Origin of the sequence: Mesorhizobium sp. M1A.F.Ca.IN.020.04.1.1 (assembly GCF_003997315.1) — a bacterium.
Classification (GTDB): Bacteria; Pseudomonadota; Alphaproteobacteria; order Rhizobiales; family Rhizobiaceae; genus Mesorhizobium.
Genome location: NZ_RZSN01000021.1, coordinates 16127 through 33230, shown reverse-complemented (window position 1 = coordinate 33230; position 17104 = coordinate 16127). Strand labels below are relative to the sequence as shown.

Sequence of the window (17104 nt, the reverse complement as noted above, 5' to 3'; positions counted from 1 at the left end):
CCTGTCCTCTGGGTGATGACCCGCCCCTAGCACACTGAGAGGGAGGATCAAGCCTGCTAGGTCAGGTCAGGTCGAGGCGAGCGACGAAAATCGGAGATCGAGGAGCCAGGGCAGGACCGCGGTTTGGATATCCCGCCGGCCTGCGCCGGCGGGCAGCAGGGCTGGCGAGTCCCACCATTCTCACATCGCCATCTTTTCACATTCGGCCTGGGCCTTCTTGGTCGACGTATCGATCATGTAGGCTTTGCCTTTGGCGTCGGTGATTATCATCATGCAATGCTTGATCGGCTTCGCCATCTTCATCATTTCGGCGCTCATCTTGGCGTCAGGCATCATGGTGCCCATATGGCCGTCGGGCATGATCGCCGTCACTTGCCCACCCTTCATCATGGTCATCGTGCCCATCGTATCCTCGGCGAACGCCTGCGAGGCAAAAAGGCTTGCGAGACCGGCGACGGCAACAAGCTTGATCGAATGCATTCCGCGTACTCCCATTTCTGCAAGGGCATAGTCGCCCCTTTCAGGTTCGCGGGTGCGCTTCGAGCTGTTACGCCAACACGAATATGTGATCTCACCCGAGGCGGGAATAGCGACACCGGCCGCCTCTGCCGCCGACATGACTCCGGCCGCAAGCTGTGCTATGCGCCGCGCTTCGTTTCAGGCACGATGCTGAAATCGGCCGCAAACCGCTTATATTGGCGCAACCATGACCCTTTTATTCGATCTGACCGCCGAAGGCGCCCGCGACGCCTTGCGCGCCCGCGCCACGCCGGCCGAAAGGCCGTCGCTGATCGGCCTGACGCGCGCCGAGCTTGGCGCCGCTCTGGTTGACGCCGGCATCGTGCCGGAGCGCCAGGCGAAGATGCGCGCCCAGCAGCTCTGGCACTGGATGTATGTGCGCGGGGTCTCCGACTTCGCCCATATGTTCAACATCTCCAAGGATCTGCGCGCCGAGCTCGATAAGCACTTCACCGTTGCGCGGCCCGACATCGTCGAGGAGCAGATCTCTTCCGACGGCACGCGCAAATGGCTGTTTCGCTTTCCGCCGCGCGGCGCCGGCCGTCCGGTCGAGATCGAGGCCGTCTATATTCCGGAGGAAGGCCGCGGCACGCTCTGCATCTCCTCGCAGGTCGGCTGCACGCTGACCTGCTCCTTCTGCCACACCGGCACGCAGAAGCTGGTGCGCAATCTGACGACGGAAGAAATCCTGGCGCAGCTGCTCACCGCGCGCGACCGCCTCGGTGACTTCCCCGACCGCGACACGCCGGACGGCGCCATTGTGCCGGCCGAGGGCCGCAAGGTGTCCAACATCGTCATGATGGGCATGGGCGAGCCGCTCTACAATTTCGAGGCGGTGAAGAAGGCGCTGCTGATCGCTTCCGACGGCGACGGACTTTCCCTGTCGAAAAGACGCATCACGCTGTCGACCTCGGGCGTCGTGCCGGAGATTGCCCGCACCGGCGAGGAGATCGGCGTTATGCTGGCGATCTCGCTGCATGCCACCAATGACGACCTGCGCGACCTGCTGGTGCCGATCAACAAGAAGTATCCGCTGAAGGAGCTGATCGCTGCCTGCCGCGCCTATCCGGGTCTCTCCAACGCCCGCCGCATCACCTTCGAATATGTGATGCTGAAGGACGTCAACGATTCCCTCGAGGACGCCAAGGCGCTGGTCAAGCTGCTCAAGGGCATTCCAGCCAAGATCAACCTGATCCCGTTCAACCCGTGGCCCGGCACCAACTATCAGTGCTCGGACTGGGAGACGATCGAGAAGTTCGCCGACTACATCAACAATGCCGGCTACGCCTCGCCGATCCGCACGCCGCGCGGCCGCGACATCCTCGCCGCCTGCGGCCAGCTCAAGTCGGAATCGGAACGCATGCGCAAGGTCGACCGGCTGGCGCTTGAAGCGATGATGATCGCGGGGCACGGCGAGGCGTGAAGCGTATCATCGCCTATCTCGTCCGCTTCGCCGCCATCCTGATCGGCTATGTGATCGCCTCGCTGGCGGCGAGCGCCTTTCTCAACGTGCTGTTCCTCGGCTATTTCGGCTATGCGCCGGAGCCCGGACATCAGACGATCGCGCCCGCGCTCTATTTTTCGGTGCCTTTCCTGGCATTGTTCGTCGCCTATTTCGGCTTCATGCCGGCAGCGATCGTCATCCTGATCGCGGAAGTGCTCGGCCGCCGCGACTGGCTGTTCTATGCGCTGGGCGGCGCCGTCATCGCCGTCGTCTTCCTCGGCTTCGCGCATAACATCGGCGACGGCGATTTCGATGTCGCCGACAACAATGTCAGGCTCGCGCTGATCGGCAGCGGCATGGTCGGCGGCATCTTCTATTGGCTCTCTGCCGGCCGCTGGGCCGGAAGCTGGCGCCGCGAGGCGCTGCCCGATCTGGAGCCCTGAGCTCGGCGCGGGCTTTACTTCGCCTGTGCCGTCAGGATCTTGAGCGCGAAGGCCGAGAACACGCCGCCGAACAGATAATCGACCACGCGCGTGACGCGCGGGCTCGCCTTCATCGCCGCCGCGAATTTCTCCGCCGCGAGCACCATCGGCGCCGTCACCGGGATCGACAGCACGATGAATGTGATGCCGAGGAAGAACAGCCTGCCGGGTGCGTTCGGGTCATGCGCGGAGACGAATTGCGGCAGGAACGTCATGAAGAACAGGATGATCTTCGGGTTGAGGAGATTGACCCCGAGCCCGGCCGCCCAGCTGCGGAACAGCGAGATTTGCGGTCCCGTCTTCTTCTCCGGCGAAAAGGCCGAGCCTTTGGCCACCGCCTGCCAGGCTAAAAACACCAGATAGCCGGCGCCGAAAATCTTCAGCGCAAAGAAAGCCATGGGAGAGGCCACGATCAGCGCCGAGACGCCGACCACCACCAGCGTGGTGTGGACCAACGTGCCGCATAGCGCGCCTGCCATCGAGGCGAAGCCGGTGGCGCGGCCCTGGCTCAGCGTGCGCGACACGAACAGCGTCATGTCGGGTCCCGGCGTGATCGCCAGGATGACCGTGGCGATGGCGAACTGGATGAGCGTCGAAGTGTCGGGAATGAAGGACATGGGTCGCCTCGGAGTAGATCGCGCAGCTCTATAACGCGGCGATTTTTGCGTCGCCAGCGTCTGCCCAGGCAAACATCTGGCCCAGCCTGTATCATCGGCGGGCATCTGTTCGTCTCTTGCGCCGCCCGGAACGGCCGTGATACCTCGCCCGCGAAGCCATCTTCCCGCGGAACCGCCAAAATGTCCAAGACCAAAGACGTCAAGAAAGTCGTGCTCGCCTATTCCGGCGGCCTCGACACCTCCATCATCTTGAAATGGCTGCAGACCGAGCTCGGCGCCGAAGTCGTCACCTTCACCGCCGATCTCGGCCAGGGCGGCGAGCTGGAGCCGGCGCGCCGCAAGGCCGAGATGATGGGCATCAAGGACATCCGCATCGTCGACGTGCGCGAGGAATTCGTTTCGGACTTCGTCTTCCCGATGTTCCGCGCCAACGCCGTCTATGAGGGTACATATCTGCTCGGCACTTCGATCGCCCGGCCGCTGATCTCCAAGCACCTGGTCGAGATCGCCAAAGAAACAGGTGCCGACGCCATCGCCCATGGCGCCACCGGCAAGGGCAACGACCAGGTCCGCTTCGAATTGTCGGCTTACGCGCTGAACCCCGACATCAAGGTCATCGCGCCGTGGCGCGACTGGTCGTTCAAGTCGCGCACCGATCTCATCAACTTCGCCGAGCAGCATCAGATCCCGGTGCCGAAGGACAAGCGCGGCGATGCGCCGTTCTCGGTCGACGCCAACCTTTTGCATTCCTCCTCGGAAGGCAAGGTGCTCGAGGATCCGTGGAGCGAGCCGCCGGAATTCGTCCACCAGCGCACCGTCTCGCCGATGGACGCGCCGGACGTCGTCACCGAGATCGAGATCGAGTTCCTGAAGGGCGATCCGGTCGCGCTCAATGGCAAGAAGCTGTCGCCGGCTGCCATGCTGGCGGCGCTCAACGACCTCGGCCGCGACAACGGCATCGGCCGTCTCGACCTTGTCGAAAACCGCTTCGTCGGCATGAAGTCGCGCGGCGTCTACGAGACCCCCGGCGGCACCATCCTGATCGCCGCCCACCGGGCGATCGAATCGATCACGCTCGACCGCGGTGCCGCGCACCTCAAGGACGAGTTCATGCCGCGCTATGCCGAGCTGATCTACAACGGCTTCTGGTTCTCGCCCGAGCGCGTGATGCTGCAGGCAATGATCGACAAGAGCCAGGAAGACGTCGAAGGCGCGGTGCGGCTGAAGCTCTACAAGGGCAATGTCATCGTCACCGGCCGCAGGTCGAAGAAGACGCTCTATTCCGATGCGCTGGTCACCTTCGAGGACGACCGCGGCGCTTACGACCAGAAGGACGCCGCCGGCTTCATCCGTCTCAACGCGCTGCGGTTGCGGACGCTGGCGGCAAGGAACCGCGAAGGCTGATATCCGAACGTCGAAAGTTGAGATAAGCGGGAAAACCCGGCGGAGACGCCGGGTTTTATTTCGCGTATCTAATCTAAGAAAAGTTCAGACCACTTCAGAGAAATTATCGTTTGACCTTTCCGCCGCTCCAATTAAGTTCCCAGCGGGATGCGGGGGGTTTCAACAGTGAAAAGTAGTATTTCTCTTCTGGTCGCGACGGCGTTGACCTTGATGACGTGCGGGTCCTCGCAAGCAGCCACGAAGCAGGCGTCTGCGGCTAATTTGGACGGGTGCATCTCGGCTGTCCATTTATGGAGCATCACGTTCAAGCACGAAATCGCCTCCTTCATGGGCGTCTCGCAGGAGCGCATGCCGGCCTTGTTCTGCCAGCGCATAGCCGAGGGGATACGCAGCGGCCGCATCAGCTACTCCGACATAAACAGGCTGCAGCTCGACCAACCGACCGAAATCTGGTTGGTCATCAAGGGCAAGTCCAAGGCGGCTGCTGCGGCCACAACGGCGCCGCGGAACTCTAAATTCCGTACCTGCTCAAATGTTATCACCGGCTCCTTCGAGGTTGCCGCTTCCGAGAAATGCCCCTTAGGCGGCAGCTACTCGCAAGCTGCCGGAGTCCCGACGGTGATCGAGGACAGGCCAAAGGCGGCTCCTTCAGCGCCGCGGAACCCCAAATTCCGTACCTGCAACGGCACTACCGGTACCTTCCAGATTCCCGTTTCCCGGAAATGTCCATTGAGCGGCTACGCGAACGATTGAGAGTTAGGTGATGAGATCGAACCTGGTCGTTCCGGGTGGTTGGGTTTTGATCCTTGCTCCGTAACAAAAAGCCCGGCGCAGGCCGGGCTTCTCGTTGGAATGGAGATATTGCATCAGTTGGCGTCGATCGCCTCGGCGATGCGGGCGATGGCCTGCTGGTAGACGCTTGCCGAATTCCAGCCGGCGATGGCGCCCATATTCGCCTCATATCCCGCGCCGGCCTGCCAGCCATGGGCTTTGAGGAAGTTGGCGGTGGAAGCCAGCGCGGTGTTCCTGTCGCGCAGATTTCCGTTGCCGACGCCATACTTCAGAACATTTCCGGGCAGGAACTGCGTATGGCCGATCTCGCCATGCATGGCGCCGACCGAGGAGGCGGTCAGCGCGCCGCGATCGACCAGCTTCAGGGCGGCGATGGCATGGGGGGTGAAATAGTCCGGGCGGCGGCAATCATAGGCCAGCGTCAGAATGGCGGAGACCGTGTTCTGGTTGCCCATCGACGCGCCGAAGCCAGTCTCCATGCCCCAGATCGCAAGCAGGACGCCCGGCGGCACGCCGTAAGTCTGTTCGATCCTGTCGAACATCGCCGCGTTCTGCTTCTTCAACGCACGGCCCTTGGAAATAATCGCGGCCCCACCACGACGCTGCATGAACGCTTCCACCGAGCCGCTGAAAGCCTTGTGGATCGCGCGGTCGGCAGCGATCGTCCTTGTCGCGTAAGTCGCGCCGGCCAACGCGGACAGACCCCTCTGGCCCACGCCCTCGGCTTGTGCTTCCGCGGCAAATTGCTGTTTCCATGCGTCGAAGCCGGCGCCGTTCTTGCCGCAGCTGGCCGCGGCCTGCGCGCCTGTCGCCAGCCCGAAAGCCGCCACAACGGCGGCCATGAAAATCCTTCCCTTGGCAAAAAATGCCATATCGTTCTCCTGGTTGCCTGAATCACGTCCCGGCTGCAAATCTGCCAGTGAAGCGCCCGGTTGTCACCGCCCGCGCGGGCTGCGCGGCGCTTGAAGCTGGCGAATGCCGGGGAATTTGCCCACGATCAAGCATAAATTATGGCGCAAGGATTTATTGTGGCGTGTCTTGAGGGAAGACGTCGAAGTGTGATCATTGGCGCAGGCTCGCCTATGCGGCTGCCCATCCCGGCTGTTCCGAAGCGCGCGCCACACTGATGCAGGCGGTGGCGGAGAAGATCTTCTTCGCCGGCGAGCATGTCGCCGGACCGCTCACCCAGGCTTTGTTGCGGCGCGACATTGTCAGGCGAAAGCGTGGCCAGGCGGGGCGTCGCCCTGCTCGCGACGAAATAGAAACGGAACGACGGCCGGCGACGGGCGTTTGGGCGTTGCCCAACTTCGTTGACCTTTTTCCCGCGGTTCGACGACCGATGAAGCTGTTCGACTGCCCTCATTGCGGCCACCGTCTCTATTTCGAGAACGCGCAATGCCTGAACTGTTCAAGCCTGGTGCTTTACGATCCGGAGCGGGCGTGTTTCGTGCTTTCCGGCGGCGACGCCGTTCCATGCGGAAATGCCGACGAGTGCGCCTGCAACTGGCGGGCCGAGCCGGGCAGGATTTTCTGCCGCGCTTGCGCGCTCAACCAATTGATCCCCGACCTTTCGGTGGAGGGCAACCGCCGGCGCTGGATCCGCGTCGAGGCGGCCAAGAAACGCGCCGTCTATTCGCTGCTTGCCTTCGGCTTGCCGGTCGCGCCCAAGGCCGGACCGCAGGACGAGGCCGGGCTCGCTTTCGACTTCCTCGCCGATCCGATCGGCGGCGGACCAGGCGGCGAGCGCATCCTGACCGGCCACGACAACGGCAGGATCACCCTCAACGTCGCCGAGGCCGATTCCGCCGAGCGCGAGCGGCGGCGCGTCGAAATGGGCGAGAACTACCGCACCTTGCTCGGTCACTTCCGCCACGAGCTCGGCCATTATTACTGGGACCGGCTGATCCGCGAGGATCCCGAGCGACTTTCGAGCTTTCGCGCTCTGTTCGGCGACGAGCGGGTTGACTACGAGCAAGCGCTGAAGGCCCACTACGCCAAGGGCGCGCCGCCGGACTGGGAGCAGCGCCACATCTCGGCCTATGCGGCGTCCCACCCCTGGGAAGACTGGGCCGAGACCTGGGCGCACCACCTGCACATCACGGACACGCTGGAGATGGTGCATGCGCTGAATTTTCCGCTCGGCCGGCTGGAGACAGTGGAAGCCAACGACCTGCCGCCTGGCGATACAGGGGGAGATCCGCTGCGGGAGCCCGCCGAACCCGATCCGGCGCCGGAACCGTTCGAAAGGATCCTCGCCCGCTGGCTGGTGCTGTCGGAGGCCTCCAATTCGATCAACCGCTGCATGGGTCTGCCCGACCTTTATCCCTTCGTCATTTCGGAGGTGACGGCGCAAAAACTGGCCTTCGTTCACCAGCTTTTGACCGACTTGCCCAAAACAAATGGAACAATTCGTGAGCAGGCGACGGCACTTTAGCCGGAACGCATAAGGTTCTGGTTCGTTTTCGAGCCCGAGGGAGCGTTGAGAACGGAGAGAAATCATGAAAAGTCTATTGTTTCCGGCACTTGCCGGTGCGCTGCTTGCCATGTCGGGCGCGGCGCTTGCCGACACGCCCGTCTCGGCAGTGACGGATCTGAATGTCCGCGCCGGCCCCGGCCCGCAATATCCCGTTATCGGCGTGCTGGCTGCCGGCCAGTCGGCGACGCTCAGAGGCTGCATCGAAGGCAGCAAATGGTGCACCATCGCCGAAGCCGGCGGCAAAGGTTGGGTCTATTCCGACTATGTGACTGCCGAATTCGGCGGCAGCCGTGTTGTGGTGACACGCCGGCCGGCCGATGCCGGCATTGCCGTCGTGGCTCCGCCGACCGATGATATCTACACCACTGACACCTACACCGGCGCCATCGTTTCCGGCGACGACGCCATCGAGCCGATCGCCAGGCCGCCGGCCGAGGTCGGCACCTATGTCACCACGCACCGGGTCGAACCGGTCTATCTCGAGGGCGAAGTGGTGACCGGCGCGGTGCTGCCCGACACGGTCGAGCTGCGCGAGATCCCGGATTACAACTACCGCTATGTCTATGTGAACAACCAGCCGGCGCTGGTTGATCCGGGCACGCGGCGCATCGTCTATGTGATGCGCTGATCCAGGGTATTCGAAAGGCGGCCGCCGGGAAACGGGCGGCCGCCTTTGGAAGAATGTCAAGGTTGGGTCAGGCTACCTGCAGCTGCTCGACAGCCGCCGATTTCGACCTGCAGCCTCGATTTCAGGGTTCACTCCGCTCGTTGCTCCGTCTTGGCACGAGGAAGCGGGGTGGCTCCGTCAAACGCTTCACGCCCTTGGATGCGCCCGGTCGTAAATGTCGAGCAGCCTTGCCGTGTCGACGCCGGTATAGATCTGGGTGGTCGACAGGCTGGCATGGCCGAGCAGTTCCTGGATGGTGCGCAGGTCGCCGCCACGGCCGAGCAGATGAGTGGCGAAGGAATGGCGCAAGGCATGCGGCGTCGCGGTTTCCGGCAGGTTGAGGGCCAAGCGCAGCTTCGCCATCTCGCGCTGGACGATGGCCGGATTGAGCGGGCCGCCGCGAGCGCCGCGGAACAGCAGCTCTTTCGGATCGATGTGGAAGGGACACAGCCGCCGGTATTCGGCGACCGCCCTGAGCGCCACCGGCAGCACCGGCACCAGCCTTGTCTTGCCGCCCTTGCCGGTGATGCGCAGCACCGTGTCGGCCTCGGTGGCGAGATCGGCCCCGGTCAGGCCCAGCGCTTCCGAGATGCGCAGCCCGGAGCCGTAGAGCAGCGTCAGCACGGCGGCGTTGCGGGCGGCGATCCAGGGTTCTTCCGCCAGTTGGCCCTCGACAGTCACGACCTGCTTGGCATCGCTCGCCGTCAGTGGTTTCGGTAGCGATTTCGGCTGGCGCGGCGCGCGCAGGGCGGCCGCACCCGCCGCGTTGACGAGGCCGCGCTTTTCGAGAAACCGCAGCAGCGAACGGATGCCGGCCAGGCCGCGGCCGAGCGTGCGGGCGCCGGCGCCGCCGTTGCGGCGCGCGGCGAGGAAGCCGCGCAGGTCGGCCGGCTGCAGGTCGGCGATATCGGAGATGCCGGGCGGGCCGCCGCAATGCCCGGTCAGGAAATGCAGGAACTGGCGCGTGTCGCGCTCATAGGCTTCGACCGTTTCGGGCGACAGCCGGCGCTCGCGCGCCAGCATCTTGAGCCAGCTCTCGCGCGCCGCCTGGAGGTCGGGTTTTGCCGGGATGAGGAATTCCTGCATGCGGGCATTTTCGGGCAGTCAGGTTAGGAAGCGGTGAAGAGCCGATCATTGAAATGGCGGCTTCAGAGGGTTAGAGCAGGGCAAAGGAAGTGATGCCGATGTCGAAGCTCGAGAACCCTGTACAGATGGCCGTGATCGGCGCCGCGCACGGCATCAAGGGCGAGTTGCGGGTGAAAACTTTCACCGGCGATCCGCTGGCGCTCGCCGACTACGGGCCGCTGCATGCCAAGGATGGCCGAGCCTTCCAGATCCTCGACATCCGGCCGGCCGGCACGGTCGTGGTGGTGCGCTTCAAGGGCGTCAGCGACCGCAACACGGCCGAGGCGCTTGCCGGCACGGAGCTGTTCGTCGACCGTTCGGTGCTGCCGGACGACGGCTTGGAGGACGAGTTCTACCATGCCGACCTCATCGGCCTTGAGGTGAGGGACGATACCGGCGTCATCGGCAGGGTCGTCGCCGTGCATAATTTCGGCGGCGGCGACATACTCGACGTCACGCTCGCGGGCCGCAAGGGCGTGCTGATCCCGTTCACGCAAGCCGCGGTGCCGCATGTGTCGATCGCCGACGGCTTCGTTCAGGTCGATCCCCTGGCGGCGGGGCTGGTCGAGGACGAGGATAGCGAAGCCGCCGGGCGGCCCGGTTTCGACCCGAAGGGCCGGCCGCGCGGACCGAAGGACGCCGGGGGCAACCGGTGAGCTTTGCCGCCTCGGTGCTGACGCTCTATCCGGAGATGTTTCCGGGTGCGCTTGGGCTTTCGCTCGCCGGCCGGGCGCTGGAAGCCGGCACCTGGTCGCTGGAAGCGATCCAGATCCGCGATTTCGCCACTGACCGGCATCGCACCGTCGACGATACGCCGGCCGGCGGCGGCGCCGGCATGGTGATGCGCGCCGACGTGCTGGCCAGGGCGATCGACCACGTTTCGCCGCAGGGCGATGAACGTCCAAGGCTGCTGATGAGCCCGCGTGGAAAGCCGCTGACGCAGGCCAGGGTGCGCGGGCTCGCCGCCGGGCCCGGTGCCGTCATCCTGTGCGGCCGCTTCGAGGGCGTCGACCAGCGGCTGATCGAGGCGCGCGGTCTGGAGGAAGTCTCGATCGGCGATTTCATCCTGTCGGGCGGCGAGCCGGCCGCACTTGTGTTGCTCGATGCGGTGGTGCGGCTGCTGCCGGGGGTGATGGGCAACGCCGTCTCGGGCGAGGAAGAAAGCTTTGAGAACGGCCTGCTCGAGCATCCGCATTACACGCGGCCGCAGGAGTTCGAGGGCAGGCAAATCCCCGAAGTGCTGACCTCCGGGAATCACAGGAAGATCGCCGCGTGGCGTCGCGCCGAGGCTGAGAAGCTGACGCGGGAGCGCCGGCCCGATCTGCTGGCCGGTGCTCAGCCCTTGGTAAAGTAATAAACGGCCAGAAACAGGCCGACGGCGACGACGAAGCCGCGCACGACACCTTGCGGCACGCGCCTGGCGATCCACACCCCGGCATAGCCGCCCAGCGCCCCGCCGGGGATCATGACGATCGCCTGCGGCCAGGCGACGACGCCGCCCGAAACGAAAACCAGGATGGCGATTGCCGCGATGACCACCGCTAGCATGTTCTTCAACGCATTGAGCTTGTGGTAGTCGCCGGCCTGCGTCAGGCCGAGGGTGGCAAGCATCATCACGCCCATGCCGGCGCCGAAGAAGCCGCCATAGACCGAGGTCAGGAACTGCGCCAGCGACCCGGCGAGCGAGCCGACCGAGGCCTGGTGCTCCGGTCCGGCCGCCGGCTTCAGCCACGGACCGGCCGCGAACAGGGCGGTCGCGGCGATCAGCAGCCAGGGCACAAGCGCGCGGAAGGACGTGTTGGAGAGCGCCAGCAGAATGAGCGAACCGGCCAGCGCGCCAAAGCCCGATATCACGCAGAGCACAAGCGCCTGGCGCCAGAAATGCCTGATGTCGTCGAGATAGGCGAGCGTCGAGGTGATGTAGCCCGGAAACTGTGTCACCGAGGACGTTGCGTTGGCAACGATCGGCGGCAGGCCGACCAGCGTCATGGCACCGAAGGTGACGAAAGTGCCGCCGCCGGCGACGGCGTTCACCGCGCCCGAGACAAAGCCCGCGAAGAAGAGCAGGACGGCATCGAAGAATGTCATCGAGGGAGGCCTGGGAAATAGCTTTCTCCGACTTAGAAAGCTTGCATGGCGCGCGCAACCCGGCACGGCGGCAATATGATGGGGCCATAGTTTTCAAAAATTAGGCGTCAAAGGCGTGACAAAGCGCCGAAATAGCTGTATGTCGCCGCCCGAACCGGAAGAACGATCTTCCGGACCCGTCAACAAATGGCGGTGTAGCCGTCCCTGTCCGATGCCCCCGATTTGAATGTCTGGGCAAAGGACATAGCCGAGCGGTCATTGGAACTGCAAGGCAAGTCGAGGACGCTCTGGCTGTCGGAAGAACAAGAAGTGGATATTTGAGATGGATCTCATCCGTCAGCTCGAGGCCGAGCAGGCCGCCAAGATCGAAGCCAAGCGCAAGCTGCCCGAATTCCAGCCTGGCGACACCGTGCGCGTCCAGGTGCGCGTCACCGAAGGCAGCCGCACCCGCGTCCAGGCCTATGAGGGCGTCGTCATCGCCCGTTCCGGCTCCGGCTTCCAGGAGAATTTCACCGTCCGCAAGATTTCCTACGGCGAAGGCGTGGAGCGCGTGTTCCCGGTCTACTCGCCGATGGTCGAAGGCGTCGAGATCGTGCGCCGTGGCAAGGTGCGCCGCGCCAAGCTCTATTACCTGCGCGACCGTCGCGGCAAGTCGGCCCGCATTTCGGAAAACACCGGCGTGCGCGCCCGCAAGCTGAACGATGAAGAGCGTGATGCGCTGAACGCCGAACGCGCCCGCATCGAGGCCGAGAAGGTCGCCGCCGCCGAGGCTCTGGCTGCGGAGAAAGCCGCGCAGGACGCCGCCGAGAAGAAGGCTGCCGAGTCCGCGTCGGCCGAATAAGGCGCTTCCGCAGATCGTTTTGGAAAGGCGGCTTCGGTCGCCTTTTTCGTTTTGGATGTGCAAGCGGCGCTTGCCTGCAGCATGCCGCCGGAACGCGCCGAGCTGAAAGCCCTGCATGGCACGCTGACCCGGCTGGTCGCCGGGTTGCGCGAAGCGGTTGCGGATTGCGCGGATGGTCCGTCGCAGGCTGGGTTCGGGAAGCGTGCCGATCAGAGCATGGGAATCCGCTTTGGCGCTCATCGGTGCAGCGGATCGGCTTGCAAGGCGCTTGCGGAAAGCTAAAGTCGGCGCCGGTTTTTCTCTTGGGGCGAGCGTAGCGCCGCCAGTCACGTTCGGGAGTTCGTCATGATCAAGTCGAAACTGCTGCTGGCCGGCCTATTGGCCTGCCTTCTCGCGCCCGTTGCGGCGCTCGCCGACACGCTGCCCGATCTCGGCGGCAGAAAGGTCGTGGTGGTGACCGAAAACGCTTACCCGCCGCTGCAGTTCATCGACAAGAAGACCGGCAAGCAGATCGGCTGGGAATATGACGCGATGGATGAGATCGCCAAGCGGCTGAATTTCAAGGTTGAATACCAGAACACCTCCTGGGACGCGATGATCCAGGCCGTTTCCGACAACCAGTACAATATCGGCATGACCGGCATCACCATCAAGGACGAGCGCAAGGCGAAGGTCGACTTCTCGGACCCTTACATGCGATCGGAACAGTTCATGCTGGTGCGCGGCGACGAGAGCCGCTTCACCGACGCCAAGAGCTTTGCCGCCTTCAAGGACGGGCTGATCGGCGCGCAAGCCGGCACGACGCCCTTCTACACCGCGGTCTACAGCGTGCTCGACGGCAATGAGCAGAACCCGCGCATAAAATTGTTCGAGACCTTCGGCGCCAGCGTGCAGGCGCTGAAGTCCGGCGATGTCGACGTGGTGCTGACCGACGGCACCGCCGGCAAGGGCTATGTCGACGCCTCCGAGGGCAAGCTGAAGCTGATCGGCGGGCCGCTCGGCAGTGAGGATTTCGGCTTCATCTTCCCCAAGGGCTCCGACCTGGTGAAGCCGGTCAACGCCGCGATCGCCGCGCTCAAGGCCGATGGCACGCTCGATGCGCTGAACAAGAAGTGGTTCCTCGACTACAAGATGGGGCAGTAGCCCACGTTGTTGACGGCAGTGCCTGTGCAGGGAATCGCGCTGACTTGGCGCATGAGCACCCCCCTCTGCCCTGCCGGGCATCTCCCCCTCAGGGTGGGAGATTGGCAGTTTCAGCGCCTCCGCACATTCTGCATCGATGGTTTGCGAAAGCCGATCGACCATCTGATCTCCCGCCTTGAGGGGGAGATGGCCTGCAGGCCAGAGCGGGGTACCTGGGCGCCATCCTTTCTGGGTCGTTACACCGGCGGCACATCCTGATGACCGCCACGACGTCCACCGCCAAATCCGAATTCCCCTGGTGGCTGGCCGCAGCGGCCGTTCTGGCGCTCGCCGCGGCGCTGGCTATCGCCGCCAGCGACCTTTACGCCGAGGTCTTCGCCACCGTCGCCAAGGGCATCGGCATCACCGTCTTCGTCACCGTGGTCGGCTTCGCGCTGGCCTCGGCGCTTGGACTCGGCATCGCGCTGATGGCCTTGTCGGGGTCGCAATGGCTGCGCCAGATCGCGCGCTTCTATGTCGAGATCATCCGCGGCGTGCCGATCCTGGTGCTGCTGTTCTGGATCGCTTTTGCCGGGGCGCCGGCATTCGTCGCGGCGTGGAACGCGCTGACGGCGCCGCTGCAGAGCGCCGGCTGGATCGGCGAGCTCCTGGTGCGCGACATCTCGCTTCTGTGGCGCGCCATCATGGCTCTGACCATCGGCTATTCGGCCTTCATCTCGGAAGTGTTCCGGGCCGGCATCCTGTCGGTCGAGAAGGGTCAGATCGAGGCGGCAAAGGCGCTCGGGCTGACGCGCGTGCAGCGCTTCCGGCTGATTGTCTTTCCGCAGGCGATCCGCACCATCCTGCCGCCGCTCGGCAACGATTTCGTCGCCATGGTCAAGGACTCCTCGCTGGTCTCGGTGCTGGGCGTTGCCGACATCACGCAGATCGGCAAGGTCTATGCCGCCGGCTCGTTCCGCTTCTTCGAGACCTATTCGATCGTCGCCTATATCTATCTGATCTTGACGGTCGGCCTGTCGCTGGCGCTGCGGGCGCTCGAGAAACGGCTGCGACGGCAGCATGAGCAATAGCCCCCGGGCCAAGAGCGCGCTACGCTTCCTGGGTTAGTAACGTCCAGGAGCTGACCCATGAATTTCGACAAGCCCAATGCGGCGCTGGACTCCGTCTATTCGGCCGAGACGCCGGAGGCGCTCGCCAAGGCCTATGCCGAATGGGCGGCGACCTATGACGGCGAGACCGCCTCGCTCGGCTATCTGCTGCCCTTCCTTATCACCGCCTGGGTGGCGCGGCATGTGCCGGCGGGCGAAGGCCCGCTGCTCGACGCCGGCTGCGGCACCGGCCTGTCCGGGCCGTCATTGAAAGCGCTGGGCTATGGCGACATCTGCGGTCTCGACCTTTCAGACGACATGCTGAAGATCGCAGGCAGCCGCAATGCCTATGGCGAGCTGAAGAAGGCGATGCTCGGCGGTCCGCTGCCCTGGCCCGACAGTCATTTCCGCGCCTTCTTCTCGACCGGCGTCTTCACCATCGGCCACGCGCCGGCCGAGGGCCTGCACGAACTCGTGCGCATCACGAAGAGCGGCGGCCACGCATCTTCACAGTGCGCGACCAGGTTTTGAGAGCGGTGGCTTCCAGGCGGTGTTCGACGATCTCAGGCAGGCAAGGAAATGGCGGCTGGCCGAGGAAAGTCCGTGGTTTCGCTGCTATGCGATCGGCGACCCGGACGCGCTGGTGAAGACTTTCGTATTCGAGGTGCTGTGAGCGCGGCTTCCCCTTCTCCCACAAGGGGAGAAGGCAAAGCTACCGCAATTGCCGAAAAGCCAAAACGTTGATATGAGCAGCGCCATGGAAGAGCTTTTCAGCGATCCGGCCTATAAGGGTTTCGTGCTGCAGGACAGGAAGCGCCTGCCGTCGCGATTTGCCGCGCGCGTCTGCGGCGCGCTCACCAGCCGACTTAGCTGAGGCGACCGATCCGGTCGCTTCGCCGGTCAGAAGCCCCGGCGCCAGCTTTTGCCATTCTCATATCGACGGATTTACGCACATGAGCGCACCGCGCACCCTCTACGACAAGATATTCGACGACCATGTCGTCGACCGCCAGGACGACGGCACCTGCCTGCTCTATATCGACCGCCACCTCGTCCACGAGGTCACCAGCCCGCAGGCCTTCGAAGGCCTGCGCATGAGCGGCCGAGACGTTCGCCATCCTGAGAAGACGCTCGCCGTGGTCGACCACAACGTGCCGACCTCGCCCGAGCGCAAGTTCGGCATCAAGAACGAGGAAAGCCGCATCCAGGTCGAGGCGCTGGCCAAGAATGCCAAGGATTTCGGCATCGAATATTATTCGGAGAACGACGTCCGCCAGGGCATCGTCCACATCATCGGGCCGGAGCAAGGCTTCACGCTGCCCGGCATGACCATTGTCTGCGGCGACAGCCACACCTCCACGCACGGTGCGTTCGGCGCGCTGGCGCACGGCATCGGCACTTCGGAAGTCGAGCATGTGCTGGCGACGCAAACTTTGATTCAGCGCAAGGCCAAGAACATGCTGGTGCGCGTTGACGGCCAGCTTCCGGAAGGCGTCACCGCCAAGGACATCATCCTCGCCATCATCGGCGAGATCGGCACCGCCGGCGGCACCGGCTACGTCATCGAATATGCGGGCGAGGCGATCCGCTCGCTGTCGATGGAAGGCCGCATGACGATCTGCAACATGTCGATCGAAGGCGGTGCGCGCGCCGGCCTGATCGCGCCGGACGAGACCACCTTCGCCTATGTGAAGGACAAGCCGCGCGCGCCGAAGGGCGCCGCCTGGGACGCCGCGCTTGCCTACTGGAAGACGCTGCATTCCGACGAAGGTGCGCATTTCGACAAGGTGGTCGTGCTCGATGCGCAAAAACTGCCGCCGATCGTCTCCTGGGGCTCCTCGCCCGAGGATGTCGTCTCGGTGCAGGGTTTCGTGCCGAATCCGGCCGACATCGCCGACGAGAACAAGCGTTCCTCGAAGCTGCGCGCGCTCGACTATATGGGGCTGACGCCCGGAACCAAGATCACCGACATCACGCTCGACCGCGTCTTCATCGGGTCCTGCACCAATGGCCGCATCGAGGACCTGCGCGCCGCCGCCAAGGTTGTCGAGGGCAAGAAGGTCAATCCGCGCGTGAACGCCATGATCGTGCCGGGCTCCGGCCTGGTGAAGGAGCAGGCCGAAGCCGAAGGGCTCGACAAGATCTTCGTCGCCGCGGGCTTCGACTGGCGCGAGCCCGGCTGCTCGATGTGCCTGGCGATGAACGACGACCGGCTGAAGCCGCATGAGCGCTGCGCCTCGACTTCGAACCGCAATTTCGAGGGCCGGCAGGGTTTTAAGGGCCGCACCCATCTTGTCTCGCCGGCCATGGCGGCGGCGGCGGCAATCGCCGGCCATTTCGTCGATATCCGCGACTGGAAGTAACGGCCTGCCGCGGACGCGATCAAAGGCCCGGAGCGCACCGCGTTCCGGGCCTTTT

General features: G+C 64.2%; 17 protein-coding genes and 1 pseudogene. 13 read left to right on the top strand and 5 right to left on the bottom strand.

Translation table 11 applies throughout. The features are described from left to right. Positions 1 to 180 precede the first annotated feature (180 nt). The gene (locus EOA49_RS07385; RefSeq protein ID WP_245460568.1) at positions 181 to 618 is read right to left on the bottom strand and encodes a hypothetical protein; all 438 of its coding nucleotides are present in this window, start codon (positions 616 to 618) and stop codon (positions 181 to 183) included. A gap of 88 nt (positions 619 to 706) precedes the next feature. Between EOA49_RS07385 and rlmN the strand changes: the two genes are divergently transcribed. Both rlmN and EOA49_RS07375 read left to right on the top strand, forming a co-directional pair. Beyond that, positions 707 to 1942 (top strand): 23S rRNA (adenine(2503)-C(2))-methyltransferase RlmN, encoded by a 1236-nt coding sequence (rlmN, locus tag EOA49_RS07380; protein ID WP_127239842.1) that lies wholly within the window; start codon positions 707 to 709, stop codon positions 1940 to 1942. After that, complete coding sequence (locus EOA49_RS07375) at positions 1939 to 2406, top strand: hypothetical protein (RefSeq protein ID WP_067323704.1); 468 nt, start codon at positions 1939 to 1941, stop codon at positions 2404 to 2406. The genes rlmN and EOA49_RS07375 overlap by 4 nt, the downstream gene beginning before the upstream one ends. A 14-nt stretch (positions 2407 to 2420) precedes the next feature. Here EOA49_RS07375 and EOA49_RS07370 read toward each other — a convergent pair whose 3' ends face one another. Then, the gene (locus EOA49_RS07370; RefSeq protein ID WP_127239841.1) at positions 2421 to 3062 is read right to left on the bottom strand and encodes a LysE family translocator; all 642 of its coding nucleotides are present in this window, start codon (positions 3060 to 3062) and stop codon (positions 2421 to 2423) included. A gap of 180 nt (positions 3063 to 3242) precedes the next feature. Here EOA49_RS07370 and EOA49_RS07365 point away from each other — a divergent pair, with 180 nt between their 5' ends. Together EOA49_RS07365 and EOA49_RS07360 are read left to right on the top strand one after the other, a co-directional pair. Next, a complete protein-coding gene (locus EOA49_RS07365; RefSeq protein WP_127243104.1) occupies positions 3243 to 4466 on the top strand; it encodes an argininosuccinate synthase in 1224 nt (407 codons plus the stop codon). Positions 4467 to 4631: 165 nt separating this feature from the next. Then, a complete protein-coding gene (locus EOA49_RS07360) occupies positions 4632 to 5219 on the top strand; it encodes a hypothetical protein (RefSeq protein WP_245456919.1) in 588 nt (195 codons plus the stop codon). Between the two features lie 113 nt (positions 5220 to 5332). On the opposite strand, the gene EOA49_RS07355 is transcribed toward EOA49_RS07360, so the two are convergent. Next, positions 5333 to 6130: a lytic transglycosylase domain-containing protein gene (locus EOA49_RS07355; protein ID WP_066991813.1), complete on the bottom strand. Its 798-nt coding sequence runs from the start codon at positions 6128 to 6130 to the stop codon at positions 5333 to 5335. Positions 6131 to 6597: 467 nt separating this feature from the next. Here EOA49_RS07355 and EOA49_RS07350 point away from each other — a divergent pair, with 467 nt between their 5' ends. Together EOA49_RS07350 and EOA49_RS07345 are read left to right on the top strand one after the other, a co-directional pair. Next, complete coding sequence (locus tag EOA49_RS07350) at positions 6598 to 7692, top strand: putative zinc-binding metallopeptidase (protein WP_127240848.1); 1095 nt, start codon at positions 6598 to 6600, stop codon at positions 7690 to 7692. Between the two features lie 64 nt (positions 7693 to 7756). Then, positions 7757 to 8362, top strand: coding sequence for a DUF1236 domain-containing protein (locus tag EOA49_RS07345; RefSeq protein WP_066991818.1), 606 nt, complete (start codon positions 7757 to 7759; stop codon positions 8360 to 8362). Between the two features lie 186 nt (positions 8363 to 8548). Here the strand turns inward: EOA49_RS07345 and EOA49_RS07340 are convergent, their stop codons facing one another. Continuing rightward, positions 8549 to 9487 (bottom strand): tyrosine recombinase XerC, encoded by a 939-nt coding sequence (locus EOA49_RS07340; protein ID WP_127240846.1) that lies wholly within the window; start codon positions 9485 to 9487, stop codon positions 8549 to 8551. 98 nt (positions 9488 to 9585) lie between these two features. On the opposite strand from EOA49_RS07340, the gene rimM reads away from it, so the two are divergent. Further along, positions 9586 to 10182, top strand: coding sequence for a ribosome maturation factor RimM (gene rimM, locus EOA49_RS07335; protein ID WP_127240845.1), 597 nt, complete (start codon positions 9586 to 9588; stop codon positions 10180 to 10182). Beyond that, positions 10179 to 10880, top strand: a complete 702-nt coding sequence (gene trmD / locus EOA49_RS07330; RefSeq protein ID WP_067323716.1) for a tRNA (guanosine(37)-N1)-methyltransferase TrmD — start codon at positions 10179 to 10181, stop codon at positions 10878 to 10880. The genes rimM and trmD overlap by 4 nt, the downstream gene beginning before the upstream one ends. Here trmD and EOA49_RS07325 read toward each other — a convergent pair. Next, positions 10862 to 11614 carry a sulfite exporter TauE/SafE family protein gene (locus tag EOA49_RS07325; RefSeq protein ID WP_127240844.1) on the bottom strand — a complete coding sequence of 251 codons (753 nt, stop codon included), beginning with the start codon at positions 11612 to 11614 and terminating at the stop codon, positions 10862 to 10864. The two genes, trmD and EOA49_RS07325, sit on opposite strands and share 19 nt — an antisense overlap. A 322-nt stretch (positions 11615 to 11936) precedes the next feature. On the opposite strand from EOA49_RS07325, the gene rplS reads away from it, so the two are divergent. From rplS to leuC, 5 genes and pseudogenes are all read left to right on the top strand, one after another. Further along, a complete protein-coding gene (gene rplS / locus EOA49_RS07320) occupies positions 11937 to 12455 on the top strand; it encodes a 50S ribosomal protein L19 (protein WP_040974610.1) in 519 nt (172 codons plus the stop codon). A 345-nt stretch (positions 12456 to 12800) separates the two neighbouring features. Continuing rightward, positions 12801 to 13598 carry a transporter substrate-binding domain-containing protein gene (locus EOA49_RS07310; RefSeq protein ID WP_127240843.1) on the top strand — a complete coding sequence of 266 codons (798 nt, stop codon included), beginning with the start codon at positions 12801 to 12803 and terminating at the stop codon, positions 13596 to 13598. Between the two features lie 257 nt (positions 13599 to 13855). Next, positions 13856 to 14668 carry an amino acid ABC transporter permease gene (locus EOA49_RS07305; protein ID WP_095799636.1) on the top strand — a complete coding sequence of 271 codons (813 nt, stop codon included), beginning with the start codon at positions 13856 to 13858 and terminating at the stop codon, positions 14666 to 14668. A 57-nt stretch (positions 14669 to 14725) separates the two neighbouring features. Beyond that, a pseudogene (locus EOA49_RS07300) lies at positions 14726 to 15359 on the top strand (class I SAM-dependent methyltransferase). 280 nt (positions 15360 to 15639) lie between these two features. Then, entirely contained in the window at positions 15640 to 17049 is a 1410-nt protein-coding gene (gene leuC, locus EOA49_RS07290) for a 3-isopropylmalate dehydratase large subunit (protein ID WP_066991840.1), read from the top strand. Positions 17050 to 17104: the final 55 nt, after the last annotated feature.

Coding starts and splice junctions, on each gene's coding strand:
- EOA49_RS07350 (WP_127240848.1), top strand. CDS start 6,598: ATGAAGCTGTTCGACTGCCCTCATTGCGGCCACCGTCTCTATTTCGAG.
- EOA49_RS07345 (WP_066991818.1), top strand. CDS start 7,757: ATGAAAAGTCTATTGTTTCCGGCACTTGCCGGTGCGCTGCTTGCCATG.
- EOA49_RS07310 (WP_127240843.1), top strand. CDS start 12,801: ATGATCAAGTCGAAACTGCTGCTGGCCGGCCTATTGGCCTGCCTTCTC.
- EOA49_RS07340 (WP_127240846.1), bottom strand. CDS start 9,487: ATGCAGGAATTCCTCATCCCGGCAAAACCCGACCTCCAGGCGGCGCGC.
- rlmN (WP_127239842.1), top strand. CDS start 707: ATGACCCTTTTATTCGATCTGACCGCCGAAGGCGCCCGCGACGCCTTG.
- rplS (WP_040974610.1), top strand. CDS start 11,937: ATGGATCTCATCCGTCAGCTCGAGGCCGAGCAGGCCGCCAAGATCGAA.
- EOA49_RS07385 (WP_245460568.1), bottom strand. CDS start 618: ATGTCGGCGGCAGAGGCGGCCGGTGTCGCTATTCCCGCCTCGGGTGAG.
- EOA49_RS07355 (WP_066991813.1), bottom strand. CDS start 6,130: ATGGCATTTTTTGCCAAGGGAAGGATTTTCATGGCCGCCGTTGTGGCG.
- EOA49_RS07325 (WP_127240844.1), bottom strand. CDS start 11,614: ATGACATTCTTCGATGCCGTCCTGCTCTTCTTCGCGGGCTTTGTCTCG.
- EOA49_RS07365 (WP_127243104.1), top strand. CDS start 3,243: ATGTCCAAGACCAAAGACGTCAAGAAAGTCGTGCTCGCCTATTCCGGC.
- EOA49_RS07305 (WP_095799636.1), top strand. CDS start 13,856: ATGACCGCCACGACGTCCACCGCCAAATCCGAATTCCCCTGGTGGCTG.
- leuC (WP_066991840.1), top strand. CDS start 15,640: ATGAGCGCACCGCGCACCCTCTACGACAAGATATTCGACGACCATGTC.
- EOA49_RS07370 (WP_127239841.1), bottom strand. CDS start 3,062: ATGTCCTTCATTCCCGACACTTCGACGCTCATCCAGTTCGCCATCGCC.
- rimM (WP_127240845.1), top strand. CDS start 9,586: ATGTCGAAGCTCGAGAACCCTGTACAGATGGCCGTGATCGGCGCCGCG.